General features: G+C 42.1%; 18 protein-coding genes. 11 read left to right on the top strand and 7 right to left on the bottom strand.

Translation table 11 applies throughout. The features are described from left to right. The first annotated feature begins 79 nt into the window (after positions 1 to 79). Both B067_RS0115760 and B067_RS0115755 read left to right on the top strand, forming a co-directional pair. Positions 80 to 1,411 carry a porin family protein gene (locus B067_RS0115760; RefSeq protein WP_019531058.1) on the top strand — a complete coding sequence of 444 codons (1,332 nt, stop codon included), beginning with the start codon at positions 80 to 82 and terminating at the stop codon, positions 1,409 to 1,411. Between the two features lie 97 nt (positions 1,412 to 1,508). Beyond that, positions 1,509 to 4,109 carry an amino acid adenylation domain-containing protein gene (locus tag B067_RS0115755; RefSeq protein WP_019531057.1) on the top strand — a complete coding sequence of 867 codons (2,601 nt, stop codon included), beginning with the start codon at positions 1,509 to 1,511 and terminating at the stop codon, positions 4,107 to 4,109. A gap of 6 nt (positions 4,110 to 4,115) precedes the next feature. Here B067_RS0115755 and xrt read toward each other — a convergent pair whose 3' ends face one another. Continuing rightward, entirely contained in the window at positions 4,116 to 5,702 is a 1,587-nt protein-coding gene (gene xrt, locus B067_RS0115750; RefSeq protein WP_019531056.1) for an exosortase, read from the bottom strand. A gap of 93 nt (positions 5,703 to 5,795) precedes the next feature. Here xrt and B067_RS0115745 point away from each other — a divergent pair, with 93 nt between their 5' ends. Both B067_RS0115745 and B067_RS0115740 read left to right on the top strand, forming a co-directional pair. Then, the gene (locus tag B067_RS0115745; protein ID WP_019531055.1) at positions 5,796 to 6,749 is read left to right on the top strand and encodes an XrtA system polysaccharide deacetylase; all 954 of its coding nucleotides are present in this window, start codon (positions 5,796 to 5,798) and stop codon (positions 6,747 to 6,749) included. Positions 6,750 to 6,753: 4 nt separating this feature from the next. Further along, positions 6,754 to 8,190: a FemAB family XrtA/PEP-CTERM system-associated protein gene (locus tag B067_RS0115740; protein ID WP_019531054.1), complete on the top strand. Its 1,437-nt coding sequence runs from the start codon at positions 6,754 to 6,756 to the stop codon at positions 8,188 to 8,190. Positions 8,191 to 8,208: 18 nt separating this feature from the next. Here B067_RS0115740 and B067_RS0115735 read toward each other — a convergent pair whose 3' ends face one another. Beyond that, positions 8,209 to 9,288, bottom strand: a complete 1,080-nt coding sequence (locus B067_RS0115735; protein WP_240472876.1) for a polysaccharide deacetylase family protein — start codon at positions 9,286 to 9,288, stop codon at positions 8,209 to 8,211. Between the two features lie 105 nt (positions 9,289 to 9,393). Here B067_RS0115735 and B067_RS0115730 point away from each other — a divergent pair, with 105 nt between their 5' ends. Together B067_RS0115730 and B067_RS0115725 are read left to right on the top strand one after the other, a co-directional pair. Continuing rightward, on the top strand, positions 9,394 to 10,485 hold the full coding sequence (locus tag B067_RS0115730; protein WP_019531052.1) for a glycosyltransferase family 4 protein: 1,092 nt from the start codon (positions 9,394 to 9,396) through the stop codon (positions 10,483 to 10,485). Between the two features lie 8 nt (positions 10,486 to 10,493). Continuing rightward, a complete protein-coding gene (locus tag B067_RS0115725; RefSeq protein ID WP_019531051.1) occupies positions 10,494 to 11,753 on the top strand; it encodes an O-antigen ligase family protein in 1,260 nt (419 codons plus the stop codon). Between the two features lie 13 nt (positions 11,754 to 11,766). Here the strand turns inward: B067_RS0115725 and B067_RS0115720 are convergent, their stop codons facing one another. Then, complete coding sequence (locus tag B067_RS0115720) at positions 11,767 to 12,948, bottom strand: carboxylate--amine ligase (protein ID WP_019531050.1); 1,182 nt, start codon at positions 12,946 to 12,948, stop codon at positions 11,767 to 11,769. A gap of 67 nt (positions 12,949 to 13,015) precedes the next feature. On the opposite strand from B067_RS0115720, the gene B067_RS0115715 reads away from it, so the two are divergent. Both B067_RS0115715 and B067_RS0115710 read left to right on the top strand, forming a co-directional pair. Further along, positions 13,016 to 13,543, top strand: a complete 528-nt coding sequence (locus B067_RS0115715; RefSeq protein WP_083921448.1) for an arsenate-mycothiol transferase ArsC — start codon at positions 13,016 to 13,018, stop codon at positions 13,541 to 13,543. Positions 13,544 to 13,565: 22 nt separating this feature from the next. Beyond that, positions 13,566 to 14,633: an acyltransferase family protein gene (locus B067_RS0115710; RefSeq protein WP_019531048.1), complete on the top strand. Its 1,068-nt coding sequence runs from the start codon at positions 13,566 to 13,568 to the stop codon at positions 14,631 to 14,633. A gap of 87 nt (positions 14,634 to 14,720) precedes the next feature. Here the strand turns inward: B067_RS0115710 and B067_RS0115705 are convergent, their stop codons facing one another. The 4 genes from B067_RS0115705 to B067_RS0115690 all read right to left on the bottom strand — a co-directional run bounded on the left by B067_RS0115705 (position 14,721) and on the right by B067_RS0115690 (position 19,004). Then, entirely contained in the window at positions 14,721 to 15,662 is a 942-nt protein-coding gene (locus B067_RS0115705) for a glycosyltransferase family 2 protein (protein ID WP_019531047.1), read from the bottom strand. Between the two features lie 18 nt (positions 15,663 to 15,680). Then, positions 15,681 to 16,505, bottom strand: a complete 825-nt coding sequence (locus tag B067_RS0115700) for a heparin lyase I family protein (protein WP_019531046.1) — start codon at positions 16,503 to 16,505, stop codon at positions 15,681 to 15,683. A gap of 236 nt (positions 16,506 to 16,741) precedes the next feature. Beyond that, on the bottom strand, positions 16,742 to 17,953 hold the full coding sequence (locus tag B067_RS21445) for a glycosyltransferase family 4 protein (protein WP_019531045.1): 1,212 nt from the start codon (positions 17,951 to 17,953) through the stop codon (positions 16,742 to 16,744). A gap of 10 nt (positions 17,954 to 17,963) precedes the next feature. Further along, positions 17,964 to 19,004, bottom strand: coding sequence for a glycosyltransferase (locus B067_RS0115690; RefSeq protein ID WP_169335588.1), 1,041 nt, complete (start codon positions 19,002 to 19,004; stop codon positions 17,964 to 17,966). A gap of 258 nt (positions 19,005 to 19,262) precedes the next feature. Here B067_RS0115690 and B067_RS0115685 point away from each other — a divergent pair, with 258 nt between their 5' ends. Genes B067_RS0115685 through B067_RS0115675 form a run of 3 tightly spaced genes read left to right on the top strand, consistent with a single transcriptional unit; the run spans position 19,263 to position 22,622 of the window. Continuing rightward, positions 19,263 to 20,090: a sulfotransferase gene (locus B067_RS0115685; RefSeq protein ID WP_019531043.1), complete on the top strand. Its 828-nt coding sequence runs from the start codon at positions 19,263 to 19,265 to the stop codon at positions 20,088 to 20,090. A gap of 56 nt (positions 20,091 to 20,146) precedes the next feature. Next, positions 20,147 to 21,601, top strand: coding sequence for a lipopolysaccharide biosynthesis protein (locus B067_RS0115680; protein WP_019531042.1), 1,455 nt, complete (start codon positions 20,147 to 20,149; stop codon positions 21,599 to 21,601). A 4-nt stretch (positions 21,602 to 21,605) separates the two neighbouring features. After that, positions 21,606 to 22,622 carry an acyltransferase family protein gene (locus tag B067_RS0115675; RefSeq protein ID WP_083921447.1) on the top strand — a complete coding sequence of 339 codons (1,017 nt, stop codon included), beginning with the start codon at positions 21,606 to 21,608 and terminating at the stop codon, positions 22,620 to 22,622. Positions 22,623 to 22,636 lie beyond the last annotated feature (14 nt).

The raw sequence follows: 22,636 nt of genomic DNA, 5'->3' as shown, positions 1-22,636 counted from the left end.
ACTAAAGACTAAAGACTAAAGACTGGCAATGATAATAAAAACAAACGTGTATGCTGTGTTAAGAATAAGGGCGAAGGTCATGTTAAAAAAACCATCTAAAACTATAAAGTGTACAACTATAAAGAACAAAACTATCGATGTAGCTGTATTTAAAAAACTTAGCATGGCCTGTGCCATAGCGGCTGTGTTTAGCTCTACGGGCCATGCTTTAGAGTTAAGTGCTACGGTGGGTTTGGATGCCGAGCATAGCGACAATATGACCAAGCAGGCTGTTAATGAACAAAGCGACCTCAAAACTACCGTGTCAGCGTCGGTTAATGCCGAGCATAGCGGCGACAAAGTTCAGGTAGCAGCCAATTACAGTGCGGCTCGCTCTACTTATCAGCAAGATAGCTACGAGGATCAAACCCGGGTAACAGGCTCGGGTAAATTAGTCTATGAGCAAATTGAAAAGCAGCTAATTTGGACCTTAGAAAATAGCCGTAAAAACGTTATTAAAAATAAAACCCTTAATGATGTAGAAGATAACCGCGAAGATCGCTCCATATCCTCAGTAAGAGCCGATTTAATAATGCACCCCTCCGAGGTTGATAGCCTCAGCTTGTCGCCAAGTTACACCGCAATAAAGTATGAAGATACCGACGGCCAAGATTCAGAGCGCATAGGGGCAAGTTTAAGCTGGGATCATGCCCTTAGCAAAATCGATGGTTTTGGCGCACAAGTGACTTACGATGACGTGACGTTCGATAACGACCAATTTGATTACGAATACTATCTCTATACCTTAAGTTATCAGGCGCAGCTGTCAAAACTGAATTATTCCATTAAGGTTGGGGTGAACGAATCACAGCGAGAAAGCGCAGACTATAGCGGCCAATACATAAACGCCAATGCCAGCTATGAGCTAAGCAGTTCGGCAATCACCTTAAATATATTGCAAGAACTAACAGACACCTCGCGCGGTAGCAATAACGAGGGCTTAAGCGAAAACTCAGCAAGCTTTAACGAGGTTGATGTATTTGAGCGCGCCAGCGTTGAGTTGGGTTATCAAAATAGCAACTTATGCGGCACCTGCGACTTGAATGTGTCGTTAATGTACGAAGAAGAAACCTACGAGGTATTACCGCGTGATAATGAAGAGCTGCGAGCCAATGTAAACTTTGCTTACCGCTTAACACGGTTAATGTCCCTCAGCTTAGGTGTGCAGTGGCAGGATGTAAGCTTTAGCAGTACCGGCTTAGCGCAAAGCGATTACCAAAGTGTAAGCTATCGTACCGGCCTAAACTGGCAGTTAGCCGAAAAATTATCAGCAGGCGTCTATGTGGCCTATGAAGAACGCGAATTCGACCTGCAAGCTCGTGATTATGACGAGCTAAAAGGTGGCGCCAATGTGCGTTATAGCTTTGATTAATACTTGGCCTGCTAGACTTGTACATGTATCGCTAAGCTAGTGAGCGGTGTAGCCGATAACATGGAATGCCCTAATAATATGGAATATCAAAGGCGCTATGCAGTCAATTGTTGAGTCTGTTTCTCATTGGGCGGTAAGCAAGCCGCATTCAGTTGCCGTGCAGTCTGCACAGGCCGAATTAAGCTATGAGCAGCTGAATCATTTATCGGATAATGTAGCGCAAAATCTTAGGGCCAATAATATTGCACCTGGTGATGTTGTCGCGCTGTGTATGCCGCGCGTTATCGATGTGTGGCCCATTATTTTCGGTATTTTTAAAGCGGGTGCCGTGTATCTTCCCGTTGATCCGTCTTGGCCCCAGCAGCGTTTAGCATCCGTTTTACAGCAAGCATCTTGCCGCAAGGTGGTTGTGGCAGCGGTCACCGCCGACAAAATAACGGCAGGCGCTTTGTTAGCCGCTGATTTAATCAGCCAGCCGCCGCATTCTAAAAACAGCCCTGAAAGCTGCCATGAAAACAGCCCTGAAAACACGCATAAAAACAGCACTGGAAAAAAGGCAGAGCTAGCTGTTAATGAACTTGCGTATATTATTTTTACCTCAGGCTCTACTGGCCAGCCTAAAGGGGTAAAAATATCCCATCACTCGCTCTGGCATTTACTAACGACAATGCGCGATTGCTTGTCGCTAGATGCGTCGTTACGGCAGTTATGCATTACCTCTTTTGCTTTTGACCTTGTTATCCCCGATTTATTTTTACCCTTATTAGTGGGGGGGTGCTGTGTGCTAGATGAAGGCGCTACCACATCGTCACCGCAAAGCTTGGCTAACAAAATAACACAGCAAAAAATTAATTTACTGCAAGCAACGCCTAGCACCTTAAAAGCTATTAACGACACTGGCTGGCAAGGTTGCCCACAATTACAGTTGCTAGTGGGCGGCGATAAAGTGTCGCTAAGCTTGGCGGCAACGCTAAGCCAAAAAGTAAAAGCGCTTTGGCATTGTTACGGCCCAACAGAGGCAACCGTATGGGCGGCTATCAACCAATATGACGAACGCCAAGGGTTATCGTTTGCCTCACCCTTGCCCGGCTATGGCTTTTATGTGGTTGATGAGCATGGCGAATGTTTAACGCAGGCGGGTGCAAAAGGCGAGCTGTTAATCACCGGGCAAGGTTTAGCCCAAGGTTATGTAGGAGCCGATGATTTAACAGCAGAGAAGTTTATACAGCTCAGCGTGGCTGGCGCTGAACATCGCGCGTATAAAACCGGTGATATATTCCAGTACACTGAGAATATGTCACTAAGCTACGTGGGCAGGGCCGATAATCAAATTAAGTTGAGCGGCCACAGGGTAGAGCTAGGTGAAATAGAGGCCGTGGCTGAGAGTGTTATTGGGGTTGAGCGTTTTATTGCTGAGGTGGTTGAGGGGCAGCTAACGGGCTTTTACCTAGCGTCAAATAATCAGGCCACTATTGAAGAAAGTATTAAAGCAGCGCTCGTAGCTAAATTGCCGTGGTATATGCTGCCTACACAGTACATAGCGGTAACAACATTACCATTAACCCATAATCAAAAAGTTAATCGCCCTGCGCTACACAAGATGGCCGTGGCGCAACTCAAACAAAATACCAATGTAAATCCAAGCCCAACCCCAAATCCAGATACCAGGCCAGCTATAGCCATAGAGCGGGCTAGCTATTATTTACAGCAGGTAAGCTTGGCTTGGGGTGATATTTTTGATGAAAACATTAACGCCGAAGCCAATATATTTAGCCGGGGCATGGACTCCTTAAGCGTCGTCAGCCTATTAGTCGCCATAGAGCAGCGCTTGCATATTAATTTGCCCATGAGCTTTATCTACAGCCACACCAGCTTAGCGCAAATAGCCGAAGCGTTAGAGCATGATCAAGAGCTGGCTCACAAAAAACAAGGGGCGGGCTCTACGCTAACCGAGTCTGGGCCACAGCTAATCACCTTGCAGCAAGGCGAGGGTACGCCGTTAATTTGTATACACCCTGTTGGCGGTGGCGTATTTCATTACAATTTACTGGCAGGCTACTTGGGCAAGGGCATCCCTGTTTATGGTGTGCAAGCGCAAGGCTATGATGGTGGCGAGCCGCTATATGATGTGGTGCTAATGGCGCAGTGCTATGCCGCATTAATAAAGCAGTGTTTCAACGCCGGTGCTGTTCGCTTGTTGGGCGGCTCTATGGGCGGGGTTTTGGCGGTGGAAACGGCCAAACAACTTACAGCGCAAAATATCCAGGTAGAAACCGTTTATTTATTAGATGCTGTGGGTAATGTTGCCAACGGCCAAGGCGAATTACGTTCTGTAACGGCGCGCGCCATAGTGCGGGGGCTAAAACTGAGGCTAGCTGATAAGTGGATGCAGCTTAACGCCAAAGTAATTTTTATACGCGGTAAGCGCATATCAAACCTGTGGCGCTATCAATACCTTACCCTAACAAATCACCTCGCCCTCAATAAATATTTAGCCAGCGCGCATTACTGCAAAAAATACGCAGGTAATGTGGTGTTGTTTCGCCTGCCTTTGCAAAAAGAGGGCGGCTATGCCGATAAATATCTCGGCTGGGGTGAGGTAATAACGCCGCCGCCGCAGGTGCACTATGCCGAAGGTAGCCACCAGCGTTTTTTAGAGTCTGATGGCTTTGCTGCAAGCTTTAAAGAGCATTTTTAAGCGGAGTTATTGATTTAGCGCTTCATGTAACGACAAGCTATAGCTATCGATAAGGCGGTCGGCCAGCGTCAATAAAGGCTGGTCATTACTCTCAGAGCATTCACCATTACACAGTAAGCTTACAGTGATTAACGAAGCTCCGTCGTGATGTAACAAGCTTTGATGAATTTGACTAGGCTTAACCCATCGTGTGTTATTAATAATACGGTCGCCAATAAGGTAGGTATAAAGCACCAAAGCCTGTTGGTTGCTGCGCTGATCTTTTAGGGTGATAACTTGCACGGGCTTGTTGAGGGCAGTGAGCCTAGCGGAAGAGTTTGTTTTTACCCAGCTACTGCTATGCAGCTTATTATTTTCATGGATGAGCTCTTTACCCTGAACCTCGAATAAAAACCCTCTAATAGTAACCCTTAGTGCGGGCTGTTTCTCGGTGCTGAGCTGCGGGCTCTGTTGTTTGCTTGGCGGCTGGCCTGGTTGCTGGCTTAGCTGCTGATCTGATAACTGCCCGAGCGGTTGTTGAGCTAGCTGTTGATAATTTAAATGTATATCAGCGCCTTGAATCTCCGGCCCCCACGAGGGTGGGCTGCTAGGTATAAGCTTAAGTGTGGCTAGCTCTTTTTTAACGATAACGGCGGCTGTTTGCGGGTTAGTGTTATTGGCGTTGCTGTTATGCCATAGGTTAGCAAACAACATAATGGCAATGGCCATAGCGGGCCATGTTAACCAGTTAATATGGCTATGGCTTACGCCTACCTTATTGTGTACGGTTTCGTCGGCTTGGCCGGTTTCTAAATAGCGGCCAAAAAACATCAGTGGAATAGTAAAAATACCAAAAAGAATTAAACCAAGGCTTTCATGGTCCCGAATCATGGGGCTTTGCATGTCGGTTATTTGGCCTAGGGCAATAATCGTGGTTACCCTTACCCAGTTGCAAACTATGCCTGCTAATATACCAGCGGCCAACATACATAATTGGCGCTTAAGGCTATGCAAATACAAGTGGTTGTACACTAGCGAAATAAACACACACATCAGTAAATAATTAAGGCCGCTGCAGCCTGAGGCCACCACAAAATTACCGGCAGGAATGCTAATATAGTTGCCCTCTATAAAAACAGGCACCCCAAATAAGTTTAACAATGAAGAACTTACAATAGTGGTTAGGTACTGTAGCGCGGGGTTTAATACATCCCAAACAGGTATAACGGTATAGATTAATAAAAACGGAAATACCAAAAGCTTGCCTATCGCTTTACCGGCAAGCAAAAACACTAAGCTCAGTGCAATGGCCGGTAGCATAAGTTGCTCGCCCACCTGAATATTGCCAATATGTGCAGCTAGCCAAGCTAGGCTGCAAAGTGCTAATGGTAAGCTAGCAAGCGGGTAGGGGGTTACGGGCAGTAATTTAATGCTGCGCCACTGGCGCAGTGCTAAAAGAACAGCGGCAATAAGCAAATAATAACCGTGCGAGTACGACTCTTGGTTAGTGCTCCAGCGGTTATCAAGGGTGGCAGCAGAGGGGTAAAATAAATAGCCACATAAAAACAGGGCCAATCCGCTGGCAAGTAAGTAAATATTTTTAAGGCTAATCATTGGGCTTTATTATTAGTGGAGTGGGCCTTAACTTTAACAGACTATAGCCAATTAAGGGTATACTCGCATAAAAAGTATTTAAGGGATTTTTCAATGCAGGCAACGCAGCCGCCAGCGCAGCAAACAACGCAAAAACCCATACCGCAATCAGCGCCGCAAGCAATGCAGCATGCACTAACCGTCGATGTGGAAGACTACTTTCATGTGGGCGCATTTGTAAAAAATATCGACATTGATGATTGGGATAATTGGCCTTCGCGCGTTGAGGCATCCACACAGGTGTTGCTGGATTTATTTGCCGAGCACCAAACCAAGGCAACTTTTTTTGTGTTGGGTTGGGTGGCGCAGCGCTACCCCGAGCTAGTGCGTGCCATCCATGCGCAAGGGCACGAAATAGCTAGCCATGGCATGAGCCACCAATTAGTTTATGGCCAAAGCCCCGCTGTATTTAAAGAAGAAACGCTAGCCTCAAAAAAACTGCTTGAAGATATTATCGGCGAGCGCGTTAACGGCTACAGGGCGGCTAGTTATTCCATAACGCCAAACTCAATATGGGCGCTAGAAACCTTAATAGAGGCCGGCTTTACCTACGACTCCAGCATCTTCCCCGTTAAGCACGATCGCTATGGCATGCCCGGCGCGCCATTACAAATACACCAAGCAAGGGTGAATGGGGGTGCCGCAATAACAGAGTTTCCTCTTACTTCGGCCAGCGTGTTAGGCCAGCGTGTGCCCGCTGCTGGTGGTGGCTATTTTCGCTTATACCCGTATTGGCTAACCCAATTATTACTAAAAAAAGCAGCTAAAGAGCTCAATCAGCCCTTTGTGTTTTATTTGCACCCCTGGGAGATAGACGAAAACCAGCCTAGGGTTGAAGGCGCCTCCATGCTAAGCCGCTTTAGGCACTACAACAATCTCGATAAATGCCTACCTAGGATGAATACCTTACTCCAGCAGTTTTCGTTTACCACCATGGCTGAGGTTATCGAGCAATACGCCAGCCAAAACACATTGGAGGCCTGCGACTATGCCCAATTCAGAGGCTAGTTCAATGGATAGCTCGATGCCCAATCTGATGAATAAGGCAGAGTTAAGTAAGGCCTTTTTCCAGGCACCGCAGCAATGGTTAGCGCAGCACAGCCTCTCGGCACTCAGCGTAGACGTTAATCCCCACTTGTTAGCGCGTGAGCAAGCCTTACAAGAAAAAGGCAGCTACAAAGTCAAAACCGGCAAATTATCCCGTGAGATTGGCGCTTTAAAAAAAGCAGGCCAGCCAGCAGAAAGCCTTATTGCCGAAATGAAAGGCTATAAAAGCAGCCTAAAAGACGTAGAGGCAACCATAGCCGAGGCTGAAGCCGCAATCACCGCTTTACTTGCACCACAGTTACAGCCCAAGCCAAGCAATAACACGCCTAAGCCAGAGCAACAGCTTGCGCAACGTGATATCGATTACAGCGCCTTACAGGTAGAGCTATTAACCGCAGCGTTAAAACCGGCCTGCGAGCAATACCTGCAGCAATCGCCACGGGCTACGCTATATCATCAGCCCGGTTGGTGCGGCTTAATAGAGCAAAGCTTTAGCCATAAGCCCCACTATTACGTGGCGCATATGGGTGGTGAGGTTGTCGGCGTGCTGCCACTCATACACTTAAAAAGCCGCTTGTTTGGCGCGTTTGCGGTATCCATGCCCTATTTTAATTACGGCGGCCCCATAGGCGAAACCGAGCAAGTGTGTGAAGCCTTGGTAGCGGCGGCCAGTCAGCAGGCCGCTAACAGCAAGCTAAGCCATATTGAATATCGCTGCCTGCAGCCCCTAGCAAAGCACCCCGGCCATCAAGATAAAATATCCATGTGGTTGGGCTTGCCCAGCGCATCAGAGCAGCTATGGCAGGCGCTGGGCGCCAAAGTAAGGGCGCAAGTGAATAAAGCAAAGCCCCATGGTTTTACCGTGCATATAGGCGGTGCAGAGTTGCTAGATGATTTTTACCAAGTGTTCGCCATTAACATGCGCGACCTAGGCACGCCGGTATACGCTAAAAGCTTTTTTCAAAATATACTCGCTAGCCATATAGGCAAAGCCAATATTGTGTTGTTAAAAAATAGCCTAGGGCAGCCCGTGTCGGCCTCTTTTTTACTAGGCCATAAGCAGCAGTTAGAAGTGCCTTGGGCATCTACCCTTAAAAAAGAAAACCGCACCAACGCCAATATGTTGCTGTATTGGTCTATGCTGCAATTTGCTTGCGAGCAGGGCTATAAAGTATTTGATTTTGGCCGCTCATCGGTTGATGCCAGCACCTACAAGTTTAAAAAACAGTGGGGTGCAAAACCGGTGCAGTTGCACTGGCATTATTGGCTGGCTGAGGGCGGCGCGCTGCCGCAGCTAAACCCCAATAACCCCAAATATAAAATGGTGATTTGGGCGTGGCAAAGGTTGCCGGTATGGCTCACCAAAATACTAGGCCCACACATAGTTAAAAGTTTGCCCTAAGTAAATAAGGGTGAGGGCCTAAAACCAATTCGCCAGTCGCGCTTTAAATAGCGTGGCTGAATGGCTGCGGTCTTGGTGTATGCCTATGCGGGTTAGTGTGTGTAATGGGCAGTCGTGGGCCTTATTAATACCGCGCTGGGTAGTTACCGCCGCTTTATAGTGTTGTTGCACTAGCTCAATGGCTTTAGGGCATACATCGCCGTTGGGGTAACAGAATAAATTAACGGGCTGGCTTAGCTCGTCTTGTAAGCGCTGTTTGCTGTTAATAATTTCTTGGCTAAGTGCGTGCTCGTTAAGCTGGCTATTAAGCCGAAAGTGGTTACAGGTATGCGAGCCTATCTCCACCAAGTTATTTTGGCTCATGGTTTTTAATTGCGCCCAGCTCATTAAGCCAGGATTGATGGTGGTGTTGCTGCTGCCGGTGTTGGTATTTTTGCTATCAGTGTTGCTGCTAGCTTGTGATGAAGCTAGGTGCTCAGCAAGCCAGCGGTGAATTTGCTCGTCGCTATATTGCTTGAGTTGGTTAATGGTATAGGCGGCAGCTTCTCTGGGGTCGCTTAAGTCACTTAAATGGGGCTTTAGCCACTCAGGGGCTGACGAATAGGAATAGACAGGGCTAGAGCCAGAGCCAAGAGCGAGTGAGCCCTCAGCGCTATTGCCTTGTTGCGCGGCCAGCTGTTGGCGCAGCAGCTGGTTAATTTGGTTGGGCCAAAATTGTTGTTGGGTGCCTATCATGTCGCTAACGGCAAACAAGGTGATGGGCACTTGTTGCTGTTGAATAATAGGGTAGGCATATTCATAGTTGTCGGCCCAGCCATCATCAAAGGTAATGGCGCAGGCCTTGGCTGGCAAAGGTAGGCCTTTTTGCTGGCGATCCACCCATTCGCTCAGGTGTATGGGGGTGAAGTATTGTTTAATGAGTTGTAGGTGCTGGCTAAAGGTGTCGGGCTCTACAATCATGCCCGGCTCTTCGCTGGCATAACGTGGGTCTGTTTTGGGCAGTATACGGTGGTACATTAATATACGAAGGTTAGAATAGGGCCTTGCGTAGGCAAAGGTAATAGACGCTGAAGAAAGTGAGTCTAAAAGTTGGCGCATTATTTTTTTTGTTAGGTTCATTGAGTTCATGTCTTTAATAAAATAAAGATAAGTATACTAGAAAACTGGAATAAGTTGGTGGTCTAAATAGGGTGGAAATTTAGCTTGGAAAAGAAAAACATACTACATGTTATAGATACAGGAGGCGTTGGTGGCGCCGAGACAGTATTTAAAAACTTATGCATGAGCATCAATAGCGAAAATTATAACTCTATAGCCTTAGTTAAAGGACCTGGTTGGCTAAGGGATAGTTTAGTGGCAGGNGGGGNAAGNATCTATGAAAAAAACTGTAAAGGAAGTTTTAATTTAGTCTATTTAGTCTATTTGATATATGTAATAAAAAAAGAAAAAATTAACATTATACACTCTCACCTATTAGGATCTAATTTATACACTTGTCTGGCATCCGTTTTTACAGGCACTCCGGTCATATCAACATTTCATGGAAAAGTAGATTTTGATATGAGTGGGAGGCTGTCAAAATTAAAAATAAAATTGATATCATCTTTTTCAGAAAAGATAGTTTTTGTAAGTGATAGTCTAAAAAAATATGCTTTAGATTGTTTTGCCTTTGACAAGGCAAGAATAGAGGTCATATATAACGGTGTTGAGGTTCCAGTTACGGACAGGAAGGCAAAAGAAAAAGAAGCTAATCTTGAGGGGCGGGTTCGGCTTGGGGCGTTAGGTAATGTTAGGCAAGCCAAAAATTACGAAAATTTAATACGGGCATTAAAAATTCTTATTGATAAGGGGGTTGATGTAGAAGTTATAATTGCAGGCGATAGCGAAAACAAACTATGTGATAGCTTAAAGTTGCTTGCAGTTGAAAATAACATTGAGGAAAGAGTTAGTTTTATTGGGTATGTTGAGGATGTTGCCGATTTTTTAAAAGGTTTAGATGTGTTTGTGATTTCATCTTCGTCAGAAGGCTTACCTCTGTCTCTTATACAGGCAATGATGATGGGTCTTCCGGTTGTTGCTACTCGATGCGGCGTGGAAGAGTTTATAGATCATGGGGTTGAAGGGTTAATAGTTGATAATAACTCGCCATCAAGCTTGGCAGAAGGCGTAGAGACAATGCTTGATGATAAGGATGGAGCAGCAGCTTACGCGGATGTTGCGCAGCGTAAAGCACTGGAATTATACGGAGCTAAAAGCATGTACTTAAAATATGAAGAGTTATATGAGGTGGTATAATCGTAGGCATGGATAAGGTAAAGGTTTCTGGGGGTTCAGGTTACTTTAATGATTGTTTGTCGTTAAAGTTCGGGAAAATATATCAAGGCTTCAAAACTGAAACAAAATCGTTTTGGTTTCTTTGCGTATATTTTTTTCTAGAGTACACAAGAATACAGCAGATTTATGATTGGCTGGGCATCATACCGTGGGCGCAAATATTTTTGTTAGCAGCCTTTTTTTCAATAATTATTTCGTCATCAAAAATAAAAATTAAGTTTGGCGCATTTGGATTTTCTTTTGCGGTATTTTTTGTACATATAATGCTTTCATCAGTTTTTGGCCATGATGTTAATAGGTCGTTCCAGCAAGTTCCTGTGATTGTTAACTGGCTGTTAATGTATTTTTGCGTGGTCAATCTCGTTACAACCAAAGAAAGGTTTTTTATTTTACTGTCGGTTATTATGCTGGCTAGCTTTAAAATGTCACAGCATGCAGCAATATCATGGGCAGGCAGAGGATTTGCTTTTTCTCGCTGGGGTATAGCGGGTGCGCCAGGTTGGTTTGGGGATGCGGCCGACTTAGGTTTGCAAATGTGTATATTTTTAGCGTTTACATTCTTTTTTTATTTGCTGGTAAGGGGGCGGATTAGTTTGTTCCCTCGAATCATACTATACCTGATGATGCTGACAGCATTGGCAACTATATTGGCCGCAGGTAATAGGGGGACGTTGTTAGCGCTTTTTGCAATGGCACTAAGCTACTTGGTTATGCGTAAAAAACGGATTAGGAATTTGATTGGGTTGATAGTATTTTTTGCCATATTGCTATCGCTTGCACCGAAGGAGTTTTTGCAGCGATTTGACACTGCGGGAGAGGATAACACATCAACTGAAAGGCTTGAGCTTTGGGGTAATGGCATAAATATGGGGAAGAAGCATCCTGGCTTGGGTGTGGGGTATGAAAACTTCACTAGCTATAATGGAGATTATTTTGGTAAGGCAAAAGTGGCTCATAATACACCGATAACAGTTTTTGCTGAGCTTGGTTACATAGGGCTAATAATTTATATGTATCTCTTTTTAAAAGTTGTGTGGGTAAATTTTCGATTAATCGGCAGATCAAGAAAAAACAAAGATGATTTTACTCAGTCAATGGCAGCCGCAATGATCATAGGGATGTCGGCCTACATAGTATCTACGTTATTTATTACAGTGCCTTACTATCCTTATTTATATGTTCAAATGGCGTTAACGGCCGCTTTATTAAGAATAAGTGTGAATGACTAAAGTAAGACTAGGTTTACTGCTTAAAAATGTTAGCTAGAAAATACTCTTTGAGTTCGAATAGCCCCGGCCCGATATCATTAAGCCTAAGTGTTTCGTTGCGGTTACTTTGGAAGAAACAGAAAATAAAAGAGCAAGTGCTAGCTATTTTGCTTTTCAATGAGGCGTTTGATTTAAGTACTATGGCTAGGTTGTCAAGGTCCCCGAGCACCCAGCGCAATGTTGTGCCTGTTATTTGTATTGGGGCAGGATAGGTATTGTTTGTGTTAGTGGCATAAAGAAGGTAGGGAAACTCAACGCCGGAATCTATAGCGAGCTGTAAAGAGCCCCAGAACCGCGTATTGACTTCCATGATATAGGGTGTTCCATCTTTGGCGATTTTAAATTCAACCATGGCCACACCAGACCATTGTGCATGCTCTAGTAGTTTTTTAGATATATCGACCATATTAGGCGGAGGATTAATGCTGGTGCTGAGTACGCTTACTCCGCCCCAAGGTGGTTTTTCTCGAATTCTTTTATGGGCAAACCAGGCAATATCTTGCCCGCTGTTGTAGAGTGAAAAAATGCCTTGGCCTTCTCCTTCAATATACTCCTGTATCATAAAGGATTGTGTGCGTAGGTAATCTGTTGAGTCAAGAAGCTGAATTAATTGAGGTTTGTTGGCTACCATGTGTACGGCTGTGCTTACCCAGCGATTACCGGATTTATGTTTTGAGAACGAGGGCTTAATAACGCAGGGGAAGGTTATAGTGCTAAGGTTTGCATCAATATCGGCACTATTGTGAATGTAGATTGTATTAGGAATTGGTATATTTAAAGATTGTGCGGTTTTCATCAGTTCGGATTTGTTGCTTAGTGTAAATATTTTTTCTAGTGTTGGTATGGGGAGTATAGAGTTGTTTAGTAGGGGTGAATATGGAGCTAGTGTGTAACAGGTAACCTCTGTCATAGGGAAAATAATATCTATCTCAGTTGTGCTAGTGAGCTCTAATAACCATGATAAAAATTGTTCAGGGTGATTTTGTGGGTCAGGGTAGATGAAATGCTGGGTAGAAAATTTAGATTTAGAGGATAGGCAATGCTGATCCGTGCTAGCGGTAAACACAGTGACTCCGTGTTTGCCAAGGTTGCGAGTGGCTGCTAATGCACTACGCTGCTCGCCATCAAGTATAAGTGCGGTTTTGGTGCTCAACATGACTGCCTATTTAGAGTATTCATTGAAGTATAAAGTTATAATTACCATCGTGCTATAAGGAATTGAGATGTTGACAAAAAAACAAAGACTACGTTCGGTCTATGAAAGGATAATATATTTTCTGGGTGGTTACAGGTCTTATGGAAGGGTGTCTAAAAATTTAGATGTGTCAAGGTTGGTATTTGTTTGTTCAGGTAATATTTGCAGGAGCGTGTTAGCAGAATATTATGCAAATAAGATTGGAATGAATGCCGTGTCTTTTGGGGTTGATGCGCCTGATGGTGATCCTGCTAATAGGACTATGGAAGCGGTTGCAAAAAATAATAATTTATACCTAGATGGTCATTTGACAACTAGTATGGAAAGTTATACCTATCAGCCTGGTGATTTAATAGTTGGCGTTGATATTAAGCATTTAAATATGATAGCAAAATCTAAAGGCTTAAAAAAGGAATCAATGCTATTGATGGGGTTATTTTTGGACGCTAAAAAAGTCACGTTAATTGATCCTTATGGAAAAGACGTGATTTTTTTTGAAAATACTGCGGATAATATATATGAAGCAGTTGAGCGTATAGTTGATGTGGTTCGATAGTTAGACGGGTTCGGGTTAGATAATGAAAAATTACAAGTTTAATGTAAATAGTTTTGACATGCTTAGGTTGCTTGCGGCTTTACAGGTTGCGTTTCTGCATAGCTATGAGTTTTCGGGTAACTATAATGGCGATAACTATTTTTTATCGTTTTTAGAGTTGTTTCCTGGTGTGCCTATATTCTTTTTTGTGAGCGGTTATTTGATAAGTAAATCTTATGAAAGATCTGCAACATTATTTTCGTTCAGCTTAAATCGAATTTTACGCTTGTACCCAGCATTAATAGTGTGCGTAGTAATTAACTTAATTATGATAGCTGTTACTGGCTATTTTCAAAATACTAGTGTTAGTGCTAGCGAGATAGTGATGCTCGGCGTTGCGAAATCATCTTTTTTGCAGTTTTATAATCCCGATTTTATGAGGGCATTCGGTGACGGGGTGTTAAACGGTAGCTTATGGACAATATGCGTAGAGATTCAGTTTTATATGCTTGTTCCTTTACTTTATAAGTGTTTAATGCGTGGAGGTAGGTTCGAAAATATAAAACTGGTTATGGTTATTATAGTTTTTATTGTTGCAAACCGTTGTCTTTTTAGTTTTTCGGGTGAATACAGTCAGAATATAATTTGGAAATTATATCGAATAAGTTTTATGCCGTGGCTTTACATGTTTCTTGTGGGTGTGTTAGTGCAAAAAAACTTTGAGGTAATAGCTAGATATATTTTAAAGCTAAACTTATTATTTTTGTTAATAGTGTATGTGTGTATTGCATACCTTCTATCAAATCAAGGGATGTTGCTGGGTAATTCAATTTCTCCTTTACTCTTCTTTCCGTTAGTGGTCTTGATTTTTAAATTTTCTTATTCAAATGTTCAAATTACTAATCGGTTACTGAGGGGTAATGACATCTCATATGGTGTATATATATGGCATATGCCAATAATCAATCAGGCATTATATTTATATGGATATGATTTATCAGAAGGCGTGGTTGTCGGTTTGCTCGGTCTGACAATTTTTGCAGGCTTAGGGTCATGGTTGCTGATAGAGGCACCTTCATTAAGGCTAAAAAAGAATTCAATAAAAAGATAGAGAATGATCTAATTTGGGCGTTGTTAGGTGAAAAATAAGCATGATGGGCATTAAGTTAATAGTAGGCCTGAAGATGGAGTATTAAAATTAAGAATGCTTTGAGTAATTACGCTGTATCACTCTCCGTTTAAAAAAAGATAGAGATCGGGATGTTAGGTATAGCGAGCATATAGCAATATTATAAACACGGAACTTTAGCGTGAGTGAGTGAAATTTATAGTAAGAGAGGATTGTTGGGAGTATTACTATTGCCGCTATTATGCTTATTAATCTTGGTGTGGATAATAGTGATAGGGTAAAAACAAACAACAAGGTGAGTATGTATAATAACGAGGCAATAGCCACTTTTGATGATAGGAAGGATCGCAAAGTGCTGAAGTCGCCGGCACCATGCCAAATTTCACGCCGTATAAAGTCATGAAGAGTGGAAGGGTAGTCTAAATGAATAACTTTTAGATCTGGGTTAGAGGTTATAGGGATTTGTTGCTGTTTTGCTTTTTGGCAAAAATCATAGTCTTCGCCAGATGAGAGGTTGTCTGTAAATCCGTTAACCTTGTCATACGTCTCTTTTGTTGTAATCATGTGACCTGTCGCCACATAATTTTTCGGTTTCTGGCTAATTAGTGTGAACCAGTATTTGTTTAATCGATTATTGCTGTTAGGGGGGAGGCAATTTGAACCTGTGATGTATAGGGGGTTTTCATCGAGTAGAGCTAAAGTATTGGTTATGTTATGCGACCATTCATTTGTAAGCCTTATGTCGGCATCTAAAAAAATCAATATTTTGCTATTACTGTGTTGAACCAACTCATTTCTTAGCTTAGAAATTGTACCGCTATTTAATACAAAGTAATTTACCCTAAATGACTTTACTATGTCTACTGTGTTGTCCGTTGATCCGTGGTCGCCTATTACTATTTCATACGATATTGTCGCTGGCATTTGACTTTGTATACTTTCAATGCAGGCAGCAATGTTGCGCGCTTCATTAAGTGTTGGTATTAGAAATGAAACATCTGTTTTATTCATAGGGATATAATTTTAGAGTTAAAGTTGACTTGTGCTAAGCCCTGTTGGTGGGTTCGGTGCATTTTGTAGGTCCCAGTTAGGCTTTTCGTTCGTTATTTGGATTTCATCAACCCACAAATGTTGTGTCTTAGGGGCGAGGCCGTTCCAGTAAGTGAACAAATACAAAGAGTTAAAATAACTACCATCAAAAGCTAGAGTTTTTATTTCGCGTTCATGGGTGACGAGCGCATTATCAAGCCATACTTTTACCTCACTCCTTCCTCCCTCGCTTGCGGTTTTATGATCCGCATACAGATATGTTGTGATTTTATGCCATTGATTTTTTTTAAATTGATGGCGCTCTCCGAAAGTAAACCAGCCAGCTGAACTTGCATACTCCCGGATCATTCTAAATACATTGGGGGAGTCCTCATCAGCCATCTGTATATCTAGTGCGCCTGAGCCTGAGCCGTCGGATTTTTGACTCATAAAACGGATGGTTTTTAAACTTCCTTGGTCAGTGTCAATTGTAAAGCTATCGGGTATGTATATATACATTTGATACCATAGCTCTTGACTTGCGGTAACGGGAGAAGGGAAGTTTATAACGCCACCCCATCTTCCAAAGCCTTGATCTCCTTTAGATATGTTAAGTAGGGCGGATTGCCCTCCATTATATGATAGTGACGAATCATAAAATGATTGCTCTGCTGCGGTATCAAATCCGTCAAGTGAGGTGTTGGCTGCAGTGCCATGTGCTCCTTCATTAAAGTTTCTCTCTATACTCCATGAAAAAGCGTGTGGGGTAATACAAGAGAAAATAATAAAACAAATAACGTAGTGGCATATATAGTCTTTTTTCATGGCGCTGACTCCGATGTAAGGTATATTGTCATTATAGGTTAATTGCAGAATATTATGGGGATATACGTCACGTTTTATTTAACCATTAACGATATAGCATGCCTTAATGGCTTGGCATTACCTTATCTTTAGTCGTTATATAGGCGGCTGTAAAACACGATAAATATTATATAACTTAGTTTTCCTCTGGGCTCGATAAGAGGGCTCAGTCTGAATATTAATAAGTGTTGTTATGGTTAGGTTAAGATTGAATTACCTATAGATGAATATAAAGATTCAAGTTTAAGTGTGTAGATTAAAGGGTCAAATTTTAAGATAGATTGTTGCTTGGCATTGCTGGCTAGACGCGACCTAAGCTTGGTGTCCCCATATAATCTAATAATTGCACTAGCGAGCTCGTTACTGTTGTTAGGGTTGACAATAAGGCCGGTTACCTCGTGGTCGATTATTTCTGGCGGTGCTCCTATGTTAGAGCAGATGACGCATGTGCCATTTGCCATTGCTTCAGTTATAACTAGGCCGAACGGCTCGGGTTCAATAGAGCTATGCACAATTATATCTGAGGCGGCCATGTAAGCTTGAGGGTTGTCGATATGGCCAGTAAAAATAACATGTTTAGTAAGGTTGTTATCTTTAATGTAAGTTAACAGCTTCTCCTTATAGTTGTGGCCATAACCTTCTCCTTCATCACCAGCAAGTAATGCTACCAATTTAGAGCATTTAGTTTTAGCAAGAGCAAATGCTTGTAAGAATTCTAGCTGCCCTTTCCACGGTATAAGACGGCCAAAATGTGATATGAGAATAGCGTCACTATCTATTAAGTGTTCGGTTCTGATATCTCTAGTGACTATGTTTTGGTCAATTGATGGACCAGGGTTTAGCAAGGTTATAAGTTTGTGTTTAGAATAGTTGTGCTCAATTGCTTTATCCTTAACAAAAGCCGATATGCATAAATATTTTTTAATAATGGGTTGAAGTAGTTTGTGAAGCTTGCCGGGCTTATTAGGTATGCCATGGAAGTGCCATATTACGGGTGTTTTTAAAATATAGGCAGCTAATAGTGCCGGTTCAAAGTTGTGAATATGTATAATGTCAGGCTTTTCTTTATGCAGAGCTTTTAAGATTTTTAAAAATGGCACAACATTAGATAGCAATTGTAATAAAGAAAATAAGTAGATGGATATCTTAACAAGATATTTATTATACGGCTGGAGTTTAGACAGTAAATTCTCTCTAGCGGTATAGCTGAGGTTCATGGTGAATAATAATACAATATCGTTTTCTTTAAAGCGTTTAGATGCTTCTTGAATCGATAAGGCTGCAAAGAGCCGAGGCGTGACAATTTTTCTATTGATATTGGAAAATATTAACTGGGTAAGTGTTGTTGTCCCTCCTGGTGAAATAGCGGCATCGAAATAGCACACTTTTATTGGCGGTATGGTTGGCATTCTGTTCCTTTTAGATCTTAAGTGAGTTTATTATGCTGGTAATACTTTTTTTATAAGTGTTTAGGTTGAATTTTTGTAAAGCTAGTGCCCTTGCTGCTTTGCCATATTGTATTCTAAGGTCAGGGTTTGTTACCAATGTTAGCATGCTAGATATTAATGCCTTGCTGTCATTTCTTTCAAACTTCAGGCCAGTTACGCCATGCTCAACCGCCTCAGAAAGACCTGTGCAGTCCGTAACTATAGACGGCAGCTCACAGCCTGCGGCCTCAATGACGGATATGCCTAGGCCTTCTTCTGTAGATGCGAGTACATTAATATTAATAACCTGCTGCAGATATGGAAGCGTATCTTTTACGTAGCCAGTTATAGTTATCGAATTGTCGAGTTTCAGTGTTGAGCTGAGGGAGGTTAGTTGTTGATGCATTTCGCCTTGACCAATTATTAGCAGGTGCGTATCTGGAATTCTGCGATGGACCTCTGCAAAGCACTTTATTAGCATGTCGGGGCGTTTATGCGGTACAAGCGCTGCAACTTGGCCGATAACAATAGTTTTTTCGTTTATGCCGAGCTCATCTCTTAGCTTTTTGCTCTGTAGGGTGGTGGGGGCGTAGCGTGAATCCAGATCAACAGCGTTGTATATCACCTTTCCTTGCCTTCCGCATTTGTTGCGTACAACTGATTGGGTGTATTGGCTTGGAAATATTAATTTTGTTGCATATCTGACCAGCCAAAAATAAAAATATCGCTTGGCAGCAGGGTGATGGAAATGGCAGATAACTTTGGTATTGGTTAGTTTGCCCACAGGGACGGCTGTTTGGCAGGGAAGGCCGCTATTACAAAAAATAGCCATGGGCTTATAACGCTTAATATAGTGCAATAGGTATTTTAGGCCTGAATAATAGCCCTTTATAGGAAGTGATATCAGCGGTCCGTCAATCATTATTTCAGAATACGACATGCTAAGCACGGTTAGCATGTCACTTTTAGGTAGAAAGCCATCGATGATATCATTGTTTCTGAATAGCACTACCTTGTAGTTGGCTTCAAGCATGGCATTGATAGAGTGAAATAGGCAAATCTCTGAGCCGCGTACTTGATTTTCTCCATAGTGCATTACGCATATAGTTTGTTGGAGGCTATGATTCAATAGAGAGACCTTGCGTTTAACAGTTGTTATAATTGTGATCAGTAGGCTATCGAATGTCATGAGCGGTAGCTGTTCAGCGGCCCATGGTTATAATGTTACTCGTTATGCGTTTAAATGGGAGCTTAGTCAAGTTATTTTTGTCGTCCAAGGAGTGTTGGTTATATGGTTGCCCCAAACTTTTTATGTATAGGTGCTCAGAAAAGCGGAACGACCTGGCTCTATGAAAATCTTTCTAAGCATGATGACGTCTGGGTTACCCCGGTAAAGGAATTACATTATTTCAATAGAGTCTGCCTTAATAGTGAGTTGCTAGGATACTGGGACATGCCTCACCCTAGAGGTATGGAGCGCTATAAGGGGTTGTGCATTCCTCCTAGGCTAAAGCAATTAAGCTGGATAAGGCACTACTATGGCTATGGTCTTAGTAAAGATTGGTATTATAGATTGTTTGATGAACGATATACTGGCGGTAAAGTTTGTGGCGATATTACCCCTGATTATTCTACCCTTGAAGATAAGGGGGTTAAGTATGTAAAAGAAGTAGTTGGTGCGCAGACGCCAATTATTTTTATTGTCAGAGATCCTATAGAGCGATCTTGGTCGGCAGCAAAAATGATATTTAGGTATCGGGGTTTAGATATCAATGAAAAAAACTTTGATGAATTAGAAAGCTTGTTATTACACCCGGTTATTTCACTTTATAGCCAGTACTCAAGAGCAATAAAGCTCTGGCAAGGTCATTTTCCTAATTTCCACGTGCTCTCATACGATGAATTATGTGTGTCGCCATATTCTTTTTTAGAGAAAATTTCAAAAATTATTGGTATCAGCAATACCTGGGACAAGCCTACTGTTGAAAAGCAAGTGTGGGCTGATAGCAAAAAGTTACCAATTCCTTTGAGGTTTGAAGAAATGTTAAGTCGAGAGGCAGGCGCTGAAAGAGTTGATATAAAAGCTTTGGTAGACTGTGAGTTTATAAGCCGCTGGTAAGCAAAGTATATAAATCATATATATCCAATTCAAATAATAAGATAGGTGTAGACAGCTTGATTGCGACAATATTTAAAAAAAGTACCTTGTATGCAATTGGTACTGCGGCTCGTGCGGCTACATCAATAATTATGCTTCCTATTTATACCCGGTATCTAACACCCGATGTGTATGGTACCGCGGAGCTTTTGAATATAATTCTAGACCTTACGGTTTTACTTTTAGGTGCTCAAATAACAGGCGGTGTGTTTAAGTTTTATTCCGATGCGGGCTCTAAAAAAGAAAAAAACACAGTTGTTAGTACCGCTATTTGGTTAGGGTTACTGGTTAATGTTGTTGGCATTATTCTATTGTGGTTGTCTGCGCCGTTTTTGGCTTCAGCTCTAGGAAGCTCTGAGCTCACTTTAGCGTTGAGGTGGTTTTCGTTTACTCTTGCCTTTGCAACGATTACTGAGTTGGGGATGGGCTATTATAGAGTTAATGATATGGCCGGCAGCTTTTTAATGGTTAGCCTAGCTAAGCTAGCTATACAAATAGCAGCTAATGTTTATTTCATTGTTTTTTTAGAAATGGGATTATGGGGGATTATATATTCAGCTCTCCTTGCCGGCTCCGTTCAAGCAGCCTGGCTTGCTTATAACATTATTCCGAAAGTGGGTGTTTATTTTTCTATTAGTAAAGCCAAAGAGTTAGCTGTTTTTGGGTTGCCTTTAGTTTTCGGCTCAATTGCAATGTATTATATAACTTTTGCCGATAGATATTATTTACAGTATTTTCATGACGCCACGAGTGTCGGGCTCTATGCCCTTTCTTATAAATTTGGCTTTATGTTACTGGCGTTAGTTTGGGCGCCTTTTATGAGTTATTGGGGGGCGAAGCAGTTTGATCACGCCAAAGAAGATGACGGGGCAGCGTTGTTTGGTAGGGTCTTTGAGGTGGCGAATTATATTTTATGGTTGGCTGCAACAGGCATGTTGCTCTTTGCTTCTCCCATTATACGATTTATTGCTGATGCTAGTTATTTTCAGTCTATTGAATATATACCTTACATAGTTATGGCTTATGTGTTTTTAGGTTGGACGGAGTTTCATCGATTTGGGATATTTGAAAGTAAAAGAACTTATTTGTTAAATCGGATCAACTGGTTTTCCGTTTTGATTGTTAGTGTTGCGTATATAAGTCTTATTCCGAATTATGGCGGCGGCGGTGCTGCTTTGGCAACACTTCTGGTAATGGCGGTTCGATTTGTTGTTATCTATCACTATGCGCAAAAATATTACAGCTTTTACACTCCTTGGTTTAAGGTTCTGTCGCTGTACTTGTTAACTAGTGTTGTGTTTTATTTGTGCAGTAGTCTGTATGTAAATAATGTATATGATTTTATACTTTCAGCGATTGCTGTAATTGTGGCAGTGATCGCCTCTTTTATATGTAAAGCTAGCCCAATAACTATCCCAGAGCTTACGGCGTACTGGAAAATCTCTTTCAAAAATAAAATGCAGAAGATGTAGGGAAATGATTTATGTTTGGCATTTATCGAACTCTGTTGGCTCTTTGTGTTTTGTTGGGGCATTTATCCGCGGTGCCTTATGTTGCAAGTCAAGCCGTACATGGTTTTTTGTTTTAAGCGGCTATTTGATGACTTATATTATGGTCAATACTTACGGATATGATTCGAAAGGAATGGGTAAATTTGCTTTAAATCGTTTTTTGAGGCTTTATCCTGCATATATGTTTGTTCTATTTCTCAGTGTAACCACAATAATATTAATGGATGGGATGATTGAGATATATAAGCCAGCGATGTTTTTGCCTAGGTCGTTGCATGAAATCATTGAAAATATTTCAATGATTTACTTTAGTTTTTCCCCGATTACTGTTGAGCCAAGACTTTCACCTCCAACCTGGGCTTTAACTTTAGAGTTAATTTATTATTGTTTGATTTGTTTAGGTTTGTCCAAAACAAGAAAAATAACATTAATATGGGTGGCATTAAGTGTTTGTTACACGTTGTTTACGCTATATAAAGGTTATGGTAAAGAGTATCGGTATGCGATGATGTTGAGTGGTTCCTTGCCCTTTTCTTTAGGCGCGTTGCTATATCATTATAAAGAAGGGTTTTTGGGTTTGTTAAAACATTTGCCTAGTGTGTTATTAAATCCTTGGTTTGCCATGACGGTATTTGTTTTGAATACAGTGTCTCGAGTATACATTCCTGGAATGTGGTGGCTGGGTTTTTATACCAATCTGTTAGTGGCTGTATACATAGTTTTGATATTGTCAGAAAAAAATATCCCTGGCGTCTCTAGCCGCCTAGACTATAAGGTTGGTGAGTTAAGTTACCATATTTACTTGCTTCATTGGTTGGTTGCCGCTGTGATTGCTGGGAAGCTATTTGGTATTGAGGTGTTTGTGGTTAATCACTGGGTGACTGCTTTGACGCTGGTGGCTACTATATTTATATCTGTTTTTATCAGCAAGGTTGTTGACGCCCCTGTTAATTATCTTAGGAAGAAAGTTAGGGAGGGGTGATTTTTTTGACTCGC

Origin of the sequence: Dasania marina DSM 21967 (assembly GCF_000373485.1) — a bacterium.
Lineage (GTDB): Bacteria > Pseudomonadota > Gammaproteobacteria > Pseudomonadales > Dasaniaceae > Dasania > Dasania marina.
Note: the sequence above shows the minus strand (reverse complement) of the source record. Positions and strands in the feature narration are given on the sequence as shown.

What these genes read in the sequence shown, in the direction of transcription:
- xrt (WP_019531056.1), bottom strand. Translation starts at nt 5,702, where the DNA reads ATGATTAGCCTTAAAAATATTTACTTACTTGCCAGCGGATTGGCCCTG.
- B067_RS0115715 (WP_083921448.1), top strand. Translation starts at nt 13,016, where the DNA reads ATGTTGACAAAAAAACAAAGACTACGTTCGGTCTATGAAAGGATAATA.
- B067_RS0115735 (WP_240472876.1), bottom strand. Translation starts at nt 9,288, where the DNA reads ATGCGCCAACTTTTAGACTCACTTTCTTCAGCGTCTATTACCTTTGCC.
- B067_RS0115675 (WP_083921447.1), top strand. Translation starts at nt 21,606, where the DNA reads ATGATTTATGTTTGGCATTTATCGAACTCTGTTGGCTCTTTGTGTTTT.
- B067_RS0115745 (WP_019531055.1), top strand. Translation starts at nt 5,796, where the DNA reads ATGCAGGCAACGCAGCCGCCAGCGCAGCAAACAACGCAAAAACCCATA.
- B067_RS0115740 (WP_019531054.1), top strand. Translation starts at nt 6,754, where the DNA reads ATGGATAGCTCGATGCCCAATCTGATGAATAAGGCAGAGTTAAGTAAG.
- B067_RS0115755 (WP_019531057.1), top strand. Translation starts at nt 1,509, where the DNA reads ATGCAGTCAATTGTTGAGTCTGTTTCTCATTGGGCGGTAAGCAAGCCG.
- B067_RS0115760 (WP_019531058.1), top strand. Translation starts at nt 80, where the DNA reads ATGTTAAAAAAACCATCTAAAACTATAAAGTGTACAACTATAAAGAAC.
- B067_RS21445 (WP_019531045.1), bottom strand. Translation starts at nt 17,953, where the DNA reads ATGCCAACCATACCGCCAATAAAAGTGTGCTATTTCGATGCCGCTATT.
- B067_RS0115700 (WP_019531046.1), bottom strand. Translation starts at nt 16,505, where the DNA reads ATGAAAAAAGACTATATATGCCACTACGTTATTTGTTTTATTATTTTC.
- B067_RS0115710 (WP_019531048.1), top strand. Translation starts at nt 13,566, where the DNA reads ATGAAAAATTACAAGTTTAATGTAAATAGTTTTGACATGCTTAGGTTG.
- B067_RS0115725 (WP_019531051.1), top strand. Translation starts at nt 10,494, where the DNA reads ATGGATAAGGTAAAGGTTTCTGGGGGTTCAGGTTACTTTAATGATTGT.
- B067_RS0115705 (WP_019531047.1), bottom strand. Translation starts at nt 15,662, where the DNA reads ATGAATAAAACAGATGTTTCATTTCTAATACCAACACTTAATGAAGCG.
- B067_RS0115720 (WP_019531050.1), bottom strand. Translation starts at nt 12,948, where the DNA reads ATGTTGAGCACCAAAACCGCACTTATACTTGATGGCGAGCAGCGTAGT.
- B067_RS0115690 (WP_169335588.1), bottom strand. Translation starts at nt 19,004, where the DNA reads ATGCTTGAAGCCAACTACAAGGTAGTGCTATTCAGAAACAATGATATC.
- B067_RS0115685 (WP_019531043.1), top strand. Translation starts at nt 19,263, where the DNA reads ATGGTTGCCCCAAACTTTTTATGTATAGGTGCTCAGAAAAGCGGAACG.